The organism is Candidatus Desulfatibia sp. (assembly GCF_036446775.1).
Classification (GTDB): Bacteria; Desulfobacterota; Desulfobacteria; order Desulfobacterales; family UBA11574; genus Desulfatibia_A.
The window spans coordinates 1-18,575 of sequence record NZ_JAZFTO010000017.1 but is presented as its reverse complement, the minus strand read 5'-3'; the positions used below and the strand labels follow the sequence as shown (position 1 = coordinate 18,575).

Below are 18,575 nucleotides of genomic sequence, written 5' to 3'. Positions count from 1 at the left end.
CTTATTCCAATTGAAACTCTTCTATGATTTTACTTCTCTCGATAAAAGATTCAATACTGCTATAAGCGTTTTCATAAACTCTCATCGCTGCTTCAAGTTTGTTATAAACCGGATCTTCAACTCCCAATAAGTCTCTTATTCTTTTTAACAGTCGCTCTCCCTCTTTGTAATGATTCGCTATCCCGCCAAGTACCTTTTTGCGTTGTTCGTGTTTTTCCCGCTCCCTGGCGATAATAGGCAATAGTCTCTGAACGGAATATTCCACCAGGGCATCCCGGGGAGTATCAAAATTTTTAGAAACTTTATCCAATGATGACAGCGATTTTCTACTGATAACAAACGTTTTTTGAACGCGACTCTGCCTTGTTGTTTTGACATGCTGAATTTCGCGGGCAATTGATCTTAACGAACTTGTATCTTCAACCAGATGATCAAAAAGTGACTTTTGTTTAATACCCAGATGAGCAGCGACAATGCTGATGGCATCAATACATCCCACGGTCAGCCTGAAGGTAGCGCGCACAGATTGCCGGCCCCTCAGGTCCGATGTGGAAGTTCGGGGCAGGGATATGCCCTTCTGCCGTTCTCTTTTTTCGTCGGGCTTCATTTTCCCCTCCTTACCAATGGTTTTACAGTTCATTACTTAATATAAATGAACATTATTAATAATGCAAATTTTTTATCTATAATATTTGTGTCAGTGAAATGATGGAGTGATGGGTTTAGCGGAATACAGGAAAGTAGCCTAGCCCGCATTTCTCTTCAAAAATTCATTTTGGAGGTGAGAAATCCGGGTTAACCCCAATATTTTATCCAGGATGAAGTGCATTGTTCAGGAACAGCTCTGATAAATTCAGGTGAGGAGGTTATGCTGAATAGCTATCTTAAGCGCCGCCGCCCGCCCTGGATGAAAGCGGTGCCATGGGCTAACCTCTCTGCACGTTGTAATTCATACAAATTTTATTATTTGTGCCGGTTGTGCTTTAGTCTGCATCTTGAGTTGTTTTAGACTTTTTAAGCCTGTACAATTTTTATTATCGACAAATCTGTAAAAATTTTTAGCCCCAGCGGTAAATGTGGAGCTCCTCTGGAAACGGACACGGTGTTCTCCGGCCGCCCCGTTATGGTTAGTGACCAAGACTTCGACGCCAAAGTTTTAAAATCTCCTTTACCGGTACTGCTTTATTGCTGGGCGACCTGGTGCGCAACCTGTAAAACGACAACTCCTGTTATTGAGGAATTCGCCCGAGACTCCAAAGGACGGGTAAGGGTGACCAAACTGAATGTTGACGCCAGCCCGATGCTTTCTTCAAAATATAATATCTTGAGTCTTCCTTATATCCTGGTATTTGATAACGGCCAATTACAGGAAAGTTTTCCAGGCGCTTTACCCAAACATGAAATCATGATGAAAATTGCGCCATATATTTGAGGTAACCGTTCAGGGGTTCTGGGTTCAGCCGCTTACGCTGAAGCTACGTCGTGCCAAGGGGTTCAGAGTTAGCTAGTGTCCAACCACGAATCCAAAATGAACACTAAAGTAGGGTCATGAATTCATCGAGTATCCGATAAAGTTCATAAACGCTCTCAATGTCGACGTGCTCGTCCGGAGTATGCCGGCTGCGGTCGCCGTCAGCCCCCCAGACGATCCCTTTAATACCGAATTGTGCTAAAAATCGGGCGTCATTGGCGCCGTCTTCAAATCCGACCCTGGTCTTTGCTGAAATGTCAGACAGCAACTTTAAATGTGATGATTCACCGCCCGGAAAAAGCGGCTCGACAGCCTCGACAACGATCTGACTGTGCAGCTCTTTTTGCATTGTGCAAAAAAGCCGCTCCATATCGTCTTTACCTGTATACCGAATTTCAACCGATGCCTCTGCGTATTCAGGAATTTGATCATGTAAATTTCCGGTATGAATTTTAGTAATAACCACGGCCCTGTCCTGGTGCGCAGGAGCCGATTTGACGAAATATGCACGCAGCCTTACAAAATCGTCAATCAGCTTTTCCATGGCGTTCTCTCCAAGCCAAGGTCTTTCACCGGGGGCCGCCTTTCCCCGTGACATGAGCTTGACGGTGGCAATCCCTTTTTCTTTAACAACCATCTTTTCAACACTGCCGCCGTCAAGAACGATACAAAAGTCTGTTTTAATTTCACCCAGCACCTTTTTGGCGCCGTTGAAACCACCGCTTTCTTCATCTGCGGTAATCAAAACGCCGAAGGGTAAATCATTCCGGCTGCGGCCTTGCTTCCGAAGCCTCAGCAGGTGATTTTTCAACAGAACCAGCGAAAGGGCCACAGCATATTTGTCATCGAGGCTTCCGCGGCCGAAAATTTTATGATCTTTTTCCAATGGCTTGAAAAGTTCTGCAGGCGCATCAACCACATCAATGTGGCTCATCAAAAGCACCGGGGCAAAACCGTTTTGGGGAAGAACCAGAATGGAGGGGGTGTTTTCGTAATCAAAACGTTTGTATACGACCCCGCAGGTGCGCAAATAATTTTCAACAAATGCTGCACATCGTTTGATCTCCTGCGGTTTTGAAGGTACGGTTTGGAATCGAATCAGGTCTTTGGTAAGATCGATAATCTCTCGCATGGCGCGTTTTATTCCTATTGAATTAATCGAAAGGTGGGCGTTCAAAGGTTCAGAGTTCCCCGTTCAGCCTGCGACGAGCTCAGCCGAGTCGGGTTGCTTTTTCTTTGTTAACCTTTACTAACTACCCCCAAACCTTGAACCCTGAACCCTGAACCCTGAACCTCTGAACCCTGAACCTCTGAACCTCTGAACCCTGAACCTCTGAACCCTTGAACCTCTGAACCCTTGAACGGTTACATCGAAAGAATATATTTAAACAGTTTATTAGCGTCAAGGAAAAGGATTTTTTAAAATTAATGGCATAAATTTTATGGATTTTCTGCTGTGAAGTGTGTAGAGTGTAATCCTGTTGCAGATTACTCTGTAAAATCATCTAAAAGGAGTTTAGTATGTACGAAATTATAGCAAATCCATCAGATTATAACATAGAGGCTTTAGTGGAAGGTATGGGCTTCAAACCCATCGCTTTTCCGGCTGACGAACGCCAAAAGTGGGCCGCAGAAATCGGAATATTCGCCGAAAACCTTTCTGAATTAACTGAAAAAGCAAAATATCTTCAAGACCTTTTTACCAGTGAAGAAACGATCGTGGCGACACCTGCATCCCTGAAAACATTCAAAATGCAGCTGTTTAAAATTAATGATGCCTTTACGGTTGCGCTCGATTTGGCGCATAAACTGGAGTCCGAAATTATTGAAAAATGAATTCAAATATACCCACACGGCCGCAAGCTTACAGCCTTCTGACCCAATACAATCAAAACGACAGCCTCATAAAACATGCCCTGGCCGTGGAAGGAGTGATGCGCTTTGCGGCCCGCAAACGCGGGGAAGATGAAGACAAATGGGGCATTATCGGCCTGATTCATGACCTTGACTATGAACAGTTTCCCGAAGAACACTGCCGCAAAACCGAGGAAATCCTCAAAGAGCATAACTGGCCCCAGGAGTACATTCGGGCGGCGATCAGTCACGGCTGGGGGATCTGTAGCGATGTTGAACCCCGGTCAGAGCTTGAAAAAGTCCTTTATGCCATCGACGAGTTGACCGGCCTGGTAGTGACAACCGCCCTGGTTCGCCCGTCTAAAAGCGTTATGGATCTCAAAGCCAAATCCGTAAAAAAGAAATGGAAGGACAAAAGATTCGCCGCCGGTGTCGACCGCTCCATTATTGAAAAAGGTTGTAATATGCTGGGCATGGAGATTGCCGAGCTGATTACTGATACGATTATGGGCATGCAGGAAGTCGCCGCAGAAATCGGCCTGCAAGGATAAGATTAACTAACTTAAGTATTTTGATCTCTCACAGAGCTCACAGAGGTTATTTTATATTAGACAGGATTAACAGGATTGACCGGATTTTTAATCTTTAGCCGTTTCCGGACGAAACGGCTAAAACATCATCGCCTGCGGCGAATACGTAATACCTGCAAGCCACAGTCACCTATGTAATTCGAGCTTGATGATCTAATTTCCACCGATAGGTGGATTAGCCTTTCACAGTTTCTTCCCCGCTTTCAGCGGGACAGGCCGGAAACTGTGAAAATTATAAGTAAATCCTGAAGATCCTGTTAATCCTGTCTAAATAAATAAGGTGTAATGATATGGAGCAGGAAGTAATCGTACGTTTTCCGCCGAGTCCCACCGGATACCTGCATATCGGCGGTGCCCGCACCGCCATCTTCAACTGGCTTTTTGCCCAAAAAACCGGCGGCAAGTTTATTTTGAGAATAGAAGACACCGATGCGGAAAGATCATCGGCCGAATCGATCCAGGGCATTATTGCAAGCCTGAAGTGGCTGGGGATTACCTGGGACGAGGGACCTTATTTTCAATCAGATTTTATCCATGAGCATATAGCTGCCGCCCGCAAACTCATCGATAGCGGTCATGCCTACAAATGTTTCTGTCCCAAAGAAGAGATTGAAAAAAAGCGCCGGGCGGCTATTGAGAAAAAAATCACATTCCAATACGACGGCACCTGCCGCAACTTAACTCCCGAGGAGCTTGCCGCCAGGGAAGCGGACGATGCCCCATATTCGATTCGATTGAAGCTGCCTGCCACTGAAGGCTCCATTGTATTTAACGACATCGTCTATGGAACGGTTGAAAAGAAATACAAAGACCTGGAGGATTTTATAATCGTGCGCACCAACGGGCAGCCGCTGTATCTTTTGTCCAATACCGTTGATGACATTCGCGACGGAGTCACCCACATTATCCGCGGTCAGGACGGACTGGGCAACACACCCAAGCAGATTCTCATATACAGGGCCCTGGGAGTACCGATTCCTGAATTTGCACACATGTCCCTTACGCTGGATCCCCAAAAGGCCAAAATCTCCAAGCGGACCCACGGAGAATTGGTAGCGGTGCACTTTTACAAAGAGCACGGATTTTTGCCCTGGGCCCTGGTGAACTTTCTGGTCCGGCTGGGATGGTCAACATCCGATTCCAGGGACTTTTTTTCCAAAAAGGAGCTTATTGAAGCATTCTCACTGGAAGGGCTCAGCCGTGCCAATTCAATTTTTGACATCAGAAAAAACGATCCTAAATATTTTACCGATCCCAAAGCAATTAGTATTAACGCCCATTACCTGAGGACTCTGCCGCTGGAAGAGATCGAACCTTATGTCCGGGAGCAGCTGGAAAAAGCTGAAATCTGGAATCCGGAGTTTGAAACCACAAAACACGCCTGGTACCTTGATACCATTGATCTGATTCGCAGCCGCTATCATTTAACCACCGATTTTGTAACCCGGGGACGCGCCTATTTTTCCGAAGACTATCCCATTGAGCCCAAGGCCTTGAAAAAGCACGTCCTCAAGCATGAAAAACTGAAAGAATGGTTTCCGATGCTGGCCGAGCGCCTGGATACCGTCAAAGCCTTTACCGCCGAAGAAACCGAGCAAACAATCCGCGCCCTAGCGGAAAAATTGGGGCTTAAAGTAGGAATCCTGACCAACGGCACGCGCGCAGTAGTCACCGGGCAGCTGGCGGGCCCGGGTCTGTTTGATATTCTCACCGTCCTGGGCCGCGACCGGGTGGTCCGGCGCCTGCACAAAGCCACAGCCCTTTTTGAATAAATACATAAGTAACCGTTCAGGGTTCAGAGTTCAGAAGTTCAGGGTTGCCTTTTTTGTAATTGCCTCTTCATCTCTTCCTTGATTTTTTTTAACAAAAACCGTTCGGGAAAGTTTGGGCGGGATAGATACGGCAGGGTGTTGTCAATAAAATTATCATACAATTCTTGAAAGATGCTCTCCTTTTCGCTTTCGTCCACAAAAATGCGATTGTTTTTATATTCGAAAACAACCTCTTTCCCAAGCGCCTTTATGATTTTATCCTTGTTTGCCGAGAAAGTTTCACTTTCTTGAATCAAGGCTTCATCGACCGGAACCTTCATGCGGGCAACCAGAGTAACCAGCCACCTGTCTCCAATCATTTTAATGGACTCGTCATAAAGCTGCAAGATCAAATGATTTTCAAGATCAATAGTTTTTATTAGTATAGACTTCATAACCCTTGATGAATTCGTAAAAAGTCTAATTCATCCACTTATACCAATTCTAACATCCGTTATCAACCACCTATCACGGTTATTTATTGAACAAAGCCGTTTACGTTTTTGATTGACTCCAAAGCTTCAATTCATTATACCTCAATTGAGCGGAAGCCGAGGATGCGCCAGATCTGCGGCATCAAGGGCGAAGCCGGTTTTAAGTTTTAAGTATTTGCAAATAATCGTAAAACAATAACCTAAAACGTGACACCTAAAACGTGATGAATTCGACTTTTTACGAATTCATCAGATCTGCAAGTTGAAGATCCCGGCACCGGGGTTGAGCAAAGCGAAATCCCGTCGTCGGGATCGTTGAGCTAAATAAGGTAGCGGAGGTAAAAAATGACCTGCTTTAAAAAAATGATTGTTTTGCTGTTTGCCGGAGCATTGTTGTTAGCCCATAGTCCGGCAAGCGCCATTCCGCCCGATTTGAATGCGGACCGCCGGGTAAATATTAAACGCCCCAGTTCAATTGATCATGATTGGAAAGGTCAGTTCAAACCCGACGGCTTCATGAATACGCTCAAGCGTATCTATCATGAACTTGACATGAACCTATGGGCCTCGGCCCGCAGCGCGGTTGAAAAAAAGCACGGCGCAGGATACGCTTTTAGCGCCGATCCCAATGAGGGGATATTCTTCATCTCCCACGCCAAAGCTTACTTCCCTTATGGCAGCCTGGACAGCCTTTATCCACAAGATAAAATCCAATTCCAGGAAGTTTTTTATATTGTTGAAATCGATTGGGATAAACAGGAACTTAAAATAGTAAGGCAAAGGGATAAAAAAATATTTACGATTAATGTGTCTGATTTCGAGAAAGGATTTCTCTGGTACAATGCCCTGCTGGACAAAAATAGAGCTTTCATTCCTGTGTACGGCTTCCTGAGCCTGCCGGGCGAAGCCGATGAATTCCCTACAATTTGGAACAGCTGGCAAGATCATAAAACGGACTCGGCCACTCCTCCGGAAAGCCTTGTGGATTACGATTTTTACAAAGTACTCGATTATCAAAACGGCTATTACCTGCTGGCCCAGGATTTTAATGAATTCGACTACAGGAGTGATAGAGAGGATATCGGAATCATCGGCTGGGTCGAAAAAAAGTATATCACCCTGTGGAGATCCAGGCTCTATTACCATCCCTTGCAGCCGGTAGCATTTTTCAATGACCAGGAGGGTAAAGACGAGTCTTTGGAAGCTGGTGAAATCAACAAATTTTACGTAGAGCATGTTTATTTAAAAGAAAGGCTCTTTCGGGACATTGTGGAAAAACTCGATCAGGAGAGCCTGCATAAATTTTATACTCATTTCGGATTTCCCCAATTAGCCTACCCGCAGTACATCAAAGGCAAGTATTATGCCAAGGTGTTCATTCCGGGCGCTTTTACGCCCAGGCTCATGCGGCTGCTGGCCAGTTCCATCAAAAGAAACTTAAATACCTTCTTTTTATTGGACGTATCCGAAAGCATGCGCCCTTTTGCCGACTATGTGAAGTCTTTTAATAAAAGCGTTCAGGATATGAGGCAAAAAGGTATTGGATTAAGAATGAACCGCGTCTTTGCATACTGGGATTCACCTGAAAGCCACAAAGATATGAAGGCCGAACCCAATTTTATCCGGGTAAAAAGGCCCGAGAATCTCACCTTTGCCCAGGGTTCCAGGGACCGTAATTACGCCGAGCCTCTGATGCGGGCCATGGTAAAAGTCCTTCATGAAATCGAATCCTTACAAAAAGAACGGCAGATCCTTCCTTTGCATGCAAAACTGCTTTTTATCATAACGGATGCCGGGCCCAATGACCTGTCCGAAGAAACCTTATCCTATGTTACCCAAAAAGTGCTGGATCTTAATCTGAGCGTCTACTTTATCTATCCGACCGACCACGGTATCCGGTCCCCCGCCAATTTAAACGACACCCCGGACGATGCCTACCGTAATTTAAAAGACCTGATCGCCCGGTTTGAAGCCGCTAATCCTGAAGGCCAGGATATCACCTTTAGAAAATTCGAATTCAAAGCTGAAAAGCTGAAATCAAAGCAAGAACGGCAAGAGGCTTTCACCAAACAGCACAAACGACTTTTGGACGGAATCCAGGCTTACGTCGATCATGTTTTTAAAACCCAGGGCGCTGAAGAAATGCCCAAAGACATTATCCTCTATTTTTCAGATCAAAAACTGTTGACGGAAATGCGTAAATGGAGCGATCGCAAAATTCAGGTGCTGAACCACGTCGTTAAATATATAAAGGATATTGATAACCCCACCGTTTGGGATCAGCGCATAGCGATTCCGGCCAAACCGGTAGAGTCTTTTTTAAGAGCCATCAGAACTCAGGATGATGTTTCTCTGTCCGATCTTAAAAAATTGATTATTATAAATTCACTTGTGAGTGTTGACGATATCGAAAGAGCCAGAAAACTATATGATCATATCAAACCTCTTATCGAAAAAAGAACCTTCCAATCAGCGGACGCGGTATTTTATAAAGCCTTAACCGGCAAAGAACCCGGAAAAGAGATTCTCTGGAACCAAGCCCTGGGCGAGGATAAAGGTCCCCTGGCAGAATATATTTCCAAGCGCGGGTTCCACCTCAATTCCTTTAACCAGGCCGTACAACGTAAATTTATGTATCTAAAGGTCGGAGAGCTTTATGCCCCCAGTCGGTGATCAACCGCCTACGCTAAAGCTACGGCGCGCCAAGGTGAAAGGTGAAAAGTGAATTAATTATTAGTTATCAATTAACCATTGATTATTGATTAACCATTGATTATTAATTATTAGTAACCCTGAACCCAAACCAGCATACATCATATGAAAACAAAATTACATCCCGTCAAATGGTTCTGTATCGTCCTGTTAGCCGGCTGGGCATTAGCCGGTGAGATCCACGCGGACACACTCTTTAAAGGCCGACGCATACAACTGAGCAACGACAACAACCGTGTTTTCAAGATCGGCGTAACCGGCACTACGGCCGGTTATAATTTTTTAGCCCTGATCGAAAATGCCAAGCAGGAGTCGATCTCTCTTGGAGAGTTAGGTTATTGGGAACTGGTTGCCGATCCTCCATCATCTCTGCGCAATTATGATCTGCAGCTGGTTATTAAAAACCGTTACAAGGGAAAATTTCAGATCGAATTTGCCTATGACCGCAGCCGGCAGGATATCCGCTATCGCATCCTGAACGGGCCGGTGCGGGTCAAGCTTGACAGCAGCGAATACTATCCGGCACTGACCATCGATCATATCGCCGCAGTATCCTTGAGCGATAAAAAGGACATTATCCGCAGCGGTTCCAAACGATTTTTATTTTACGATTTTAACAGTTTCGATGCCGACCTGCGAAAATACTATGGGAGCGTTAAGCGCTTCCTGAAAAATCCGGATTTCTCCCATTATTTCTATTACTATGAAGCCGGCAACTATAACAGCTACTATTTCAAAATTTATCAGGATATCGAAAAGCTGGATACCGACAAAATGGGACTCTCCCTGGAAAACGACACCCTGGAATATTACCAAAAAGTGCTTGATAACCTGAAATCTTTACATGGAACCGATTTCGCCGACCAGGTAATCATCATTTCCAGATTCGGCAGGAAATATTCAAGAGAATTAAAAATATATGCATATGAAATCGGTATGAGCAGAAACATGCTAATAACTCTCTGGGCGTACGAAGATATCCAGTAACTAAAGTCAGTGAAAAGTCAAAAGTGAAAGGTGAAAAGTAAACAGTAAGCAGTAGGCAGTAACCCCGAACCCTGAACCCTGAACCCTGAACCCCGAACTAATGACAAATGACTTTCACAAACTGCTGGTTGTGTGCCTTAAAATGCTTTTTAGAAAGTCCACAAGAAAGCGATTCGTCTGCCTCGTGATAGCCTTCTTGGTAATGATGGGCTTTAATACATTCAGCTACGTAAAGAAATTCCACAAAGCAGAAATGTTGAAAAAAGAAATCTTAAACCAAAAGGCTTTCAAAGTATTTTTTGTGCGCATGCGCTCCCAAAACAGCTTTGGACGATTTCTGGCTGGGCACTACCGGAAACTACAGCATCTCGGCGCTCAAATTGTCAAGCAGGCCTTTATATATCAAAATAATCTGTTTATTCACTTTTTTGCTCCATCCGCAGCAAGTCACCCGGACGACTCCGGCAGCAAAGACGCCATCAATTTGTTGTACAGCGTTTATCATATCCAAAGTTTTGTCGATGACTTTTTTGTAAAAGAGCGCACCGACGATTATACCATAAAAGTCAGAAACAATTATATTGATCACAACGGCACCGCACTCAATCAGGCTGTTATTGCGAGCAGACACAACACCCTCAGATTTGATTTGATCGACCTTGCCGATATGATAAGGGAAAACGTTTGGGATAAAAGGATTGATGTTTATAATTCGATTAAAAAATCTATTATCGACAATATTAAAAGAATCCCCCTGAACCCAAATCATATACCGAACCCATACCTGAGCAGAGTGGAACTTATTATTCCGTTGAATTTTTTACACATATTGACAAACATCAAATACGACAACACTACCGATATTATCGATTTGGCGGAATCAGTCAGTTATGAAAAAGATGCCACCATCAAAACCGATAAAGCACATTTGGCTATCCCCCAAGTATATCAGGATAACGTAATGTATCAAGACATCGATGCCTATCCCAGATACGTCCCCTTCTATGTTCCGCAGGTATTAGAGCCTCGTTGGAACTGGCTGATGTATCAAAATATCGACATAAAAACCGACTTTATGGATTACATCAATCAGCTGCATTCTCAGGGGTACTACCTTTATTCTTATGAAAAGTCGCATATCTTGAAAGATAGGGTAAAGAAGATCAATGATGATATCCGTTCCAATCATATAAATTTCTATCTCACGGATTTATCCATGGGGATTGCTTTTCCTTTTATGATATCGCTTTTTGCATTTATCCATTTGAAAACCGAAATTGCCTTCTTGTTTATGTTCAAAAACAGAATCAGGGAACTGTTATTCATCTTTTGGCTGCTGCCGGTCTCCTTGATGCTGTTTGTCAAAGGCGGCATCCTTGCGGCCTACCTTCTGTATTTGATTTTCGGTGACCCGGGGTCCTCGGCTTACATTGCGCTGCCGCTGGCAATAACTCTTTTATCTGCGGCCGCAGCTTTCCACCCCATTAACAAGTGGTGTTTCAGCCCGTTTACCGGCAACACCCTGAACCTGCATGCATTGCACAAAGGATGATAAACGATGACCGGCCGTTTTGAAATTACATTCCCTTTAATATTGACCCATGACGCCTCATTCAGAATTACTTTTACTCTGGAAAGCGGCGACACCCTTGAATTTAAACAGGGCGTCTACTATCTGCAGGGAGATAACGGCTCCGGTAAAACAACCCTGCTCAACATGCTGGCGTTAACAGTCGGCCGTATTGGAGGAGCAGCCGGTCCTGATAAGGGGACCATCAAATTTGACGGCGAAACATATAATGCCAAGAGTTTTAATTACATCAGGGCCGCCGAAATCAGGGAAAAGAGTTTTTGCATCTTCCCTCAAAAAGCCTTTTTCCTCCCTGTTTCCACACGTGACAATTATATGATTTTAAATGGATCCGACCGGCAAAAGGCCGCCTCTTTCTCTGCGCATGAATATCCGGATCTGCTTTCAGGAGGCCAGCAGCAGAAAATATTAATGGATATAGTTCTGGACGAGAAAAAGCCCGTTTGGTTTTTAGATGAACCGCTCACGAACCTGGATGCCGAAAGGCGTCACTATTTTTGGATGACCCTGCAAAAAGCTTATCAACAAGAACTTGCCACCGTCTTTTTTATCGACCATTGGATAGGTGAAAAGATTAAGGACGATAAGAACTTTGAGCATTTAAGCACGCTGCGAGTTGTTACCGAAAACCGGCAAAAAAACAGCCCTCCCAATATCGACTCTCGGCACATAGAAATATTTGAAAATAATGATCCGCAAGATTTTTTTGGCCGGCAGATTCAGCAGATTCAAAAAGAAATGTCAGCCAATAACCGCCCCTCATAAGGGTGGCTTGATAGTGGCCCTGAAAAGGTCTTTTATATTAGACAGGATTAACAGGATTGACCGGATTTTTAATCTTTAGCCGTTTCCGGCCTGTCCCGCTGAAAGCGGGAACGAAACGGCTAAAACATCATCGCCTTCGGCGAATATGTAATACCTGAAAGCCACGGTCACTTATGTGATTCGAGCTCGATAATCTAATTTCCACCGATAGGTGGATTAGTCTTTCACAGTTTCTTCTCTCCGAGGCGTAGGCTCTACGAGCCGGAGGCAGGAAACTGTGAAAATTATAAGTAAATCCTGAAGATCCTGTTAATCCTGTCTAAATAAAAAAAGAAAAGTGAAGGAAAAAATGAAAAATCAAACAGGAAAATTTGCTACAATCTCGCTTATTATTCTTTGGGGGATGTTTTTAACATGCCTGCACAGCACTTCTGCCTTTGCAGTTGATTTTATAACCAAAAAGGAATTCGAAGCCCAAAAGAGCGTTTATCAGAATTACCCTCTCAAAATTTTATTCAAAAAACTTGCCGAAAGTGATGCCTCCGAAAAGAGAATAATCAGAAACACGATCATTTTAAAACAGATCTTTGACCTAAATATGCAGGAAAAGGTCAAGGCCGGCCTCATTAGCTATAAAGAGACCTTCGGAATTATACAAAATATCGGGGGTGACAATTTGAAATTATGGCTTCCCAAGGACGACAGCGGTGTCGATTTTTATCTTGGTATTGACCACATCCCCCTGATAAACGACCATAATTACGAAATCTTAGAGTCGAATATCAACAAGTATGCCGCCGTCATCTACTCTTTGGACAATCGGGTTTACCAAATTAAAATCAGCTTTCTGCCTGCCGCCCCGACCGGGCTTTATATGAAACGTGAAAATGACAATAATATTGTGGGTTGGAGCCGGCCGGCAGCAGCACCAGAACCCGTTGGATATAAGCTGTTTATAAATGAAGAGCCTTTTGGGCAGGTTGAAGAGACGCATGTCAAAGCACCCCGAACCGCCGGTCAGGTAGATGAATATTATGTCAAGGCCGTTTATAAACATGGTGACGGCTTGATCGAATCTGATGCTTCCGATATCCAAATAGATGAAATCACTGCAAAAGAAGTACAGCAGGAAATATTTGCCTGGGAAACCTACGACCGCATTGTGGCGGCTTTAAACCCGTCTGAGTGGCCCACGGCCGAAAAGCTCCTTTATGATAACCAGCAATTCTTAAGTGAAAATCTCAACCAGGAACGCCAACAGAATACCGCACTGCTCGTAGCTTTTTTCAAAGACATCGACGAAGGCGACCGTCTCAGCCAGGTGGCGCCCGCATCCATTAAAAGCCTCGCATCAGCCCTGATCTCCTATCAGAGCGCCGCGCAAAAAGCTAAAAGTCTGCCGCCCGCTCTTGACGTTGCCTTTATCCCCCGCCTTAAAATCGATGCAAGTCAAAAGCGCATCGCGCGCCTGCACTCAGAGCAAAAAGAACTTGCCGCCGGCCAAACCTACGACCACATCGTAGCGGCTTTAAACCCGTCTGAGTGGCCGACGGCTGAAAAGCTCCTTTATGACAACCAGCTGTTCTTAAGCCGGCACCTGGATGAAGAACGCAAACAGACTACCTCCGGGCTCATCGCTTATTTCAGAGAAATCGATGAAGGCGATCGCTTCAGCACAACCACACCCGCATCCATTAATAACATCGAATCAGCCTTGATGTTTTATCAACGCGCCGCAACAAAAGCCCAGGCCCTGCCGGCAGCTATTGACGTTGAGTTTATCCACCGCCTTAAAATCAATGCGAGTCAGGAACACCTTGCGCGCCTGCAAACGCAGCAAAAAGAACTTGCCGCCGGCCAAACCTATGACCGCATCGTAGCTGCTTTAAACCCGTCTGAGTGGCCCACGGCTGAAAAACTCCTTTATGACAACCAGCAGTTCTTAAGCCAGCATCTGGCCGGAGAGCGCGTTCAGAATACCTTAGGGCTCAGCGCTTTTTTCAGAGAGATCGATGCCGGCGACCGCTTCAGCCAAGCTGCACCCGCATCCGTTCAAAATCTGGAATCAGCCTTGATGTTTTACCAACGCGCTGAAAAAAAAGCCACGGCCCTGCCGGCGGCCATTGATGTTGAGTTCATCTACCGCCTTAAAATTGATGAAAGTCAGAGGCTTCTTGCAAAATTGCAGGCTGCTGAGCAAAAATTTGCGGCCGCCAGAAATGCCCGGGCAGCGGCAATAGCAGCTCCCGTTAAACCCGCGGCCCCTGAAAAAACAGTCGATCGTAAAACCGCACTTAAAGGCGCCATGAAAAATTTCAACACCAGGAATTATACATCATCTCTAAATCATTTTGAGCAGGTTTACAGCACCCAAATTGCCAGCCTTAAACGTTCGGGAAATAAAAGTATCAGAGGATTGCTGTCACTGCCTGTGCGACACCGGGCCGAAGTAATTTTTTTAATAGAAATAGATCGCTTGAAAAAAGAAAATGAGGCTGATGAAGACCTTGTCAAAGAGGGCCTTGAAATAATGTATGAAAGCGTTGAAAACGGCGAGGGACCCTGGTCAATCATTCCCGCGTCCAAACGCAGAAAAATAAAACGTCACATAGAAAAATACGGGGAGTAAAGGGCATTTTAATTTTTCACCGCAGAGCCGCAGAGTTCGCAGAGGTTATTTTATATTAGACAGGATTTACAGGATTTTTAATCTTTAGCCGTCCCTGCCTGTGGTAGCGCAGCGGACATCCCGCTAAAAGCAGGGATGAAACGGCTAAAACATCATCGCCTTCGGCGGTAGAGTATATCTGAAATTCAATAGAGTTTTAATTGTATTCGTAAATTCTGATGTTTAATGTGTAGCAAGTGCCTCCGCGTCAGCGGACTTGGTTTTCCCCCTTTCGTTCGGAAAGGGGAAAAGAAAATCCTGAAGATCCTGTAAATCCTGTCTAAATAAAAAAAGAAAATTAAATCTCTGTATTTACGACGCCATTAAAGTGTAATCTGATCGCCCGGATTCATAACCGTCACCTGAGCGGAAGTTTCCTGCTCCACCCTTAAGGCCCAGGCCGGCGCATCCTGCTTGATCATATCAAACGTATTGTAATGCACAGGCACCACCTGCGCCGGTTCGATCAGTTTGACCGCCCGCAGGGCATCGTCGGGTCCCATGGTGAAATTGTCGCCAATGGGTAAAATTGCCAGGTCGATACCCTCTTCGCCGATTAGCTTCATGTCGTAAAACAGACCGGTGTCACAGGCGTGATAGATCTTTTTCGCTTCCAGATAAAGCAAAAACCCACAGGGATTGCCGCCGTAAGCACCATCCGGCAGGGCTGATCCATGCTGGGCTATGGTCAGTTTCACCCGCCCCCACGGAAAATCAAAACCGCCGCCGATATGCAGCGGATGAGCGTTATCAATCCCCTGCCCCACCAGCCAGTTTTGAATTTCATAATTGGAAACAACCGTTGCTCCGGTTCGTTTGGCAATTTCAACGGCATCCCCCAGATGATCGCCGTGGCCGTGTGAAACCAGGATATAATCGGGTGCAACTTTATCGGCTTGAACCGGTGACAGGGGATTGCCGCTGATAAAAGGATCCAGCAGCAGTTTGGCCTTTGCGGTTTCTATCAAAAAACAGGCGTGACCGTACCAGGTAATTTTTACTGTCATTACGCACCTCTCTCCTTTAATGAATTCGTAACACGATTTTATCCCGGGATGGAGATACTATGCTTTTTAATCAGCTCATAAAAACGGGATCGGGACAGTTCGGATATTTGGCAGGCAGCTTTGGTATCGCCCCGGGTGAGCGATACAAGCTCTTGCAGGTACTCCCTTTCAGCCAGGGCTGTGGCATTTTTTCGAAATTCTTTCAAAGATTTAAGTGGCATTGAAGCAGCGTTTATCTTTTCAGCCCGGTCTTTAGGAGGCCGATCTATTTTTATAACGGATTGGGTGGTAAAAATACGGACGTATTCGGGCAGGTGTTTGGGGAACAGGATCTGGCCGGGGCCGGCTGCCGTGACCGCAACTTCCAAGGTTTTAATCAGTTCTCTGACGTTTCCCGGCCACGGGTAGATCGTCAGGGCTTCAATAAACTCCGGCGAAAACCCTTTGTGCTTAAGCTGATGGCGTTCACAAAGCTTGGCAACATGATAGATGGCCATCTGGCCTATATCGTCAGGATGCTCTCTTAAGGCCGGCAAACTGATCGTCAAGGCCCGCAGTCGATACAAAAGATCACTGCGGAAACGACCGGCCTGAACCCACTGATCAATGTTCCGGTTGGTTGCCGCAACCAGTCTGAAATCGCTCCTGACCTCCTGTTCACTCCCCACCGGGCGGAAGCGGAGTTCCTGAAGAACCCGCAGGAAAACCTTCTGAACGGTAAAAGGGAGTTCGCCGACTTCATCCAGAAACAGGGTGCCGCCGTGAGCCTGTAAAACAAGGCCTTCCCGATTTTTGTCAGCGCCGGTAAAGGCTCCCTTTTGGTGCCCGAAAAGCAGGCTCTCCACCAGCGTCTCAGGAAGAGCGGTACAATCCACAACCACAAAATTTTGCTCCAACCGCCTGCTGTTTTTATGTATGGCCCGGGCAAAAAGCTCCTTGCCGGTTCCGGTTTCACCCGCCAGTAAAACATTGACGTCACTGCCGGCGGCCTGGGCCAGGAGGTCGAAGCAGGCTTTCATTTGGGTACTGGTGCCGATAATCCCGTCCAGGTTTAAAGCTACCGGTGATTTCTGCTTTCTTATTAAGCCGTCACGATATTGAATAACCCGTTTCAATGGCAGGGTGATCTTTTGGGGTGAATCGGTCTTTTGGATATAATCCCAGGCCCCGCTTTTAATAGCTATTTCAGCGCCGTCTTCATCACTGAAACCGGTCATAATGATTACCTCCGGTGATGAGTCGGTCTCGCGAATTTTCGGCAAAATATCCAGGCCGCTTCCATCCGGCAACTGTACATCCAGTAGTACAACATCATAGGGCCTGGACTGAACTTCTTTCAGGCCGGTATCCAGGGTGTATTCACAAACAGCCTTGTACCCCATTTGATTAACCAGACCCGCAAGCATCTCACACATAGCGCGGTCGTCATCGATAATCAGTACTTGTGTCATTTGTCACTCGTCATTGGTCATTTGCCGGTTGTCATTTACCGATTGTCATTTGTCACTGGTCACTTTTCACCTTTCACCTTGGCACGCCGTAGCTTCAGCGTAGGCGGCTTTCCACCTTCTGCCTTTCACTATTAACATAAATTCAGATAATTGTACTACCCGGATGCGGCAAATGTCAAGTTTACCCTATTAAATGCCTCACCCTATTTAACCGGGGCCTAAAAAAAAAGGTTCCTATACCCCCGCCAAACCTCGGCGGGATAAAAAGGCGTAGTGTTTTTTCAGGAACGAGGCTATACATGTAGTGCTAATTAGTGTAAGCAGTGGCCACGAATTGCTCGAATGGCCACGAATAAAAAAAGACGGAGATCAGAGGTCGCTCCGGTGAAATGCGCTTCTCAAGTTGGTTGTGTGGATGATTGGATAAAAATGTTTCAATAGCAGGACCATTGTTTTTTCCCTTGATTGTCGTCCAATTATTGACTAAATTATTAGAACACAAAAGATTTGTTTACAGTAATTAATCTGTGAAATCTGCGCCTGCCCCGTTCAATTCACGTCAGTGACAGCGTAGCCTGCCCGCCATCGGCTCCGCCTTCAGGCGAGGCGGGCGGGCGTATTTAACCGGGGTAATCTGCGGACTAATAGGCGTGTTTTTGCGTTTCCCGCCCAAACAGGGTCAGCAAGATGATTTTTAGATCGAACATGAAGGACCAGTTTTCTATGTAATAGATGTCGTGCTCGACGCGTTTTTCAATGGAGGCGTCACCGCGCCAGCCATTTACCTGGGCCCAGCCGGTAATACCGGATTTGGCTAAATGGCGCACCTTGTACTGTGTAATATCATTTTTAAATTGCTCTACAAAGTGCTCTCTCTCGGGCCTTGGTCCGACGACGCTCATCTCGCCAAGCAATACATTCCAGAACTGGGACAATTCATCCAGGTTGGTTTTGCGCATTATCTTTCCGATCCAGGTAACGCGACTGTCATAGGTGACACCAGAAGAAAAGTTAAATTGTATGACCGTCCCCCAAAGTCCTCCGGCCTTGGCCCGACAATGCTCATCTCGCCAAGCAATACATTCCAGAATTGGGGCAATTCATCCAGGTTGGTTTTGCGCATTATCTTTCCGATCCAGGTAACGCGACTGTCATAGGTGACACCAGAAGAAAAGTTAAATTGTATGACCCCCAAGTCCCCAGGGTAGGGGCACGATGGCAAAATTACCCAAAG

At 45.6% G+C, this 18,575-nt stretch carries 16 protein-coding genes; 9 read left to right on the top strand and 7 right to left on the bottom strand.

From position 1 onward, the window contains the following. Position 1 precedes the first annotated feature (1 nt). The gene (locus V3S16_RS00845; RefSeq protein WP_413882781.1) at positions 2–607 is read right to left on the bottom strand and encodes a hypothetical protein; all 606 of its coding nucleotides are present in this window, start codon (positions 605–607) and stop codon (positions 2–4) included. Positions 608–1,123: 516 nt separating this feature from the next. Here V3S16_RS00845 and V3S16_RS00840 point away from each other — a divergent pair. Further along, positions 1,124–1,432, top strand: a complete 309-nt coding sequence (locus V3S16_RS00840; RefSeq protein WP_413882780.1) for a thioredoxin family protein — start codon at positions 1,124–1,126, stop codon at positions 1,430–1,432. A 103-nt stretch (positions 1,433–1,535) separates the two neighbouring features. On the opposite strand, the gene V3S16_RS00835 is transcribed toward V3S16_RS00840, so the two are convergent. Continuing rightward, positions 1,536–2,603, bottom strand: a complete 1,068-nt coding sequence (locus V3S16_RS00835; RefSeq protein ID WP_413882779.1) for a M20 family metallopeptidase — start codon at positions 2,601–2,603, stop codon at positions 1,536–1,538. Positions 2,604–2,992: 389 nt separating this feature from the next. Between V3S16_RS00835 and V3S16_RS00830 the strand changes: the two genes are divergently transcribed. From V3S16_RS00830 to gltX, 3 genes are all read left to right on the top strand, one after another. Then, positions 2,993–3,307: a hypothetical protein gene (locus tag V3S16_RS00830; RefSeq protein ID WP_413882778.1), complete on the top strand. Its 315-nt coding sequence runs from the start codon at positions 2,993–2,995 to the stop codon at positions 3,305–3,307. Beyond that, positions 3,304–3,876, top strand: a complete 573-nt coding sequence (locus V3S16_RS00825; RefSeq protein ID WP_413882777.1) for an HD domain-containing protein — start codon at positions 3,304–3,306, stop codon at positions 3,874–3,876. Before V3S16_RS00830 ends, V3S16_RS00825 begins: the two co-directional genes overlap by 4 nt. A gap of 329 nt (positions 3,877–4,205) precedes the next feature. After that, on the top strand, positions 4,206–5,687 hold the full coding sequence (gene gltX / locus V3S16_RS00820; RefSeq protein ID WP_413882776.1) for a glutamate--tRNA ligase: 1,482 nt from the start codon (positions 4,206–4,208) through the stop codon (positions 5,685–5,687). 38 nt (positions 5,688–5,725) lie between these two features. Here gltX and V3S16_RS00815 read toward each other — a convergent pair whose 3' ends face one another. Continuing rightward, positions 5,726–6,121: a hypothetical protein gene (locus V3S16_RS00815; protein WP_413882775.1), complete on the bottom strand. Its 396-nt coding sequence runs from the start codon at positions 6,119–6,121 to the stop codon at positions 5,726–5,728. Between the two features lie 384 nt (positions 6,122–6,505). Between V3S16_RS00815 and V3S16_RS00810 the strand changes: the two genes are divergently transcribed. From V3S16_RS00810 to V3S16_RS00790, 5 genes are all read left to right on the top strand, one after another. Beyond that, positions 6,506–8,833, top strand: a complete 2,328-nt coding sequence (locus V3S16_RS00810; protein ID WP_413882774.1) for a vWA domain-containing protein — start codon at positions 6,506–6,508, stop codon at positions 8,831–8,833. 144 nt (positions 8,834–8,977) lie between these two features. Then, positions 8,978–9,859 carry a hypothetical protein gene (locus V3S16_RS00805; RefSeq protein WP_413882773.1) on the top strand — a complete coding sequence of 294 codons (882 nt, stop codon included), beginning with the start codon at positions 8,978–8,980 and terminating at the stop codon, positions 9,857–9,859. 253 nt (positions 9,860–10,112) lie between these two features. After that, entirely contained in the window at positions 10,113–11,411 is a 1,299-nt protein-coding gene (locus V3S16_RS00800) for a hypothetical protein (RefSeq protein ID WP_413882772.1), read from the top strand. A 6-nt stretch (positions 11,412–11,417) separates the two neighbouring features. Next, positions 11,418–12,215 carry an ATP-binding cassette domain-containing protein gene (locus V3S16_RS00795; protein ID WP_413882771.1) on the top strand — a complete coding sequence of 266 codons (798 nt, stop codon included), beginning with the start codon at positions 11,418–11,420 and terminating at the stop codon, positions 12,213–12,215. A 349-nt stretch (positions 12,216–12,564) separates the two neighbouring features. Continuing rightward, positions 12,565–14,844: a hypothetical protein gene (locus tag V3S16_RS00790; protein WP_413882770.1), complete on the top strand. Its 2,280-nt coding sequence runs from the start codon at positions 12,565–12,567 to the stop codon at positions 14,842–14,844. Between the two features lie 362 nt (positions 14,845–15,206). On the opposite strand, the gene V3S16_RS00785 is transcribed toward V3S16_RS00790, so the two are convergent. From V3S16_RS00785 to V3S16_RS00770, 4 genes are all read right to left on the bottom strand, one after another. Continuing rightward, positions 15,207–15,890: a metal-dependent hydrolase gene (locus V3S16_RS00785; protein WP_413882769.1), complete on the bottom strand. Its 684-nt coding sequence runs from the start codon at positions 15,888–15,890 to the stop codon at positions 15,207–15,209. A gap of 38 nt (positions 15,891–15,928) precedes the next feature. Continuing rightward, entirely contained in the window at positions 15,929–17,341 is a 1,413-nt protein-coding gene (locus tag V3S16_RS00780; RefSeq protein WP_413882768.1) for a sigma-54-dependent transcriptional regulator, read from the bottom strand. A 641-nt stretch (positions 17,342–17,982) separates the two neighbouring features. Further along, positions 17,983–18,300, bottom strand: coding sequence for a sugar transferase (locus V3S16_RS00775; protein WP_413882767.1), 318 nt, complete (start codon positions 18,298–18,300; stop codon positions 17,983–17,985). After that, positions 18,300–18,575 (bottom strand): sugar transferase (locus tag V3S16_RS00770; protein ID WP_413882766.1); only part of this gene is annotated, 276 nt, incomplete at its 5' end. The genes V3S16_RS00775 and V3S16_RS00770, both read right to left, overlap by 1 nt.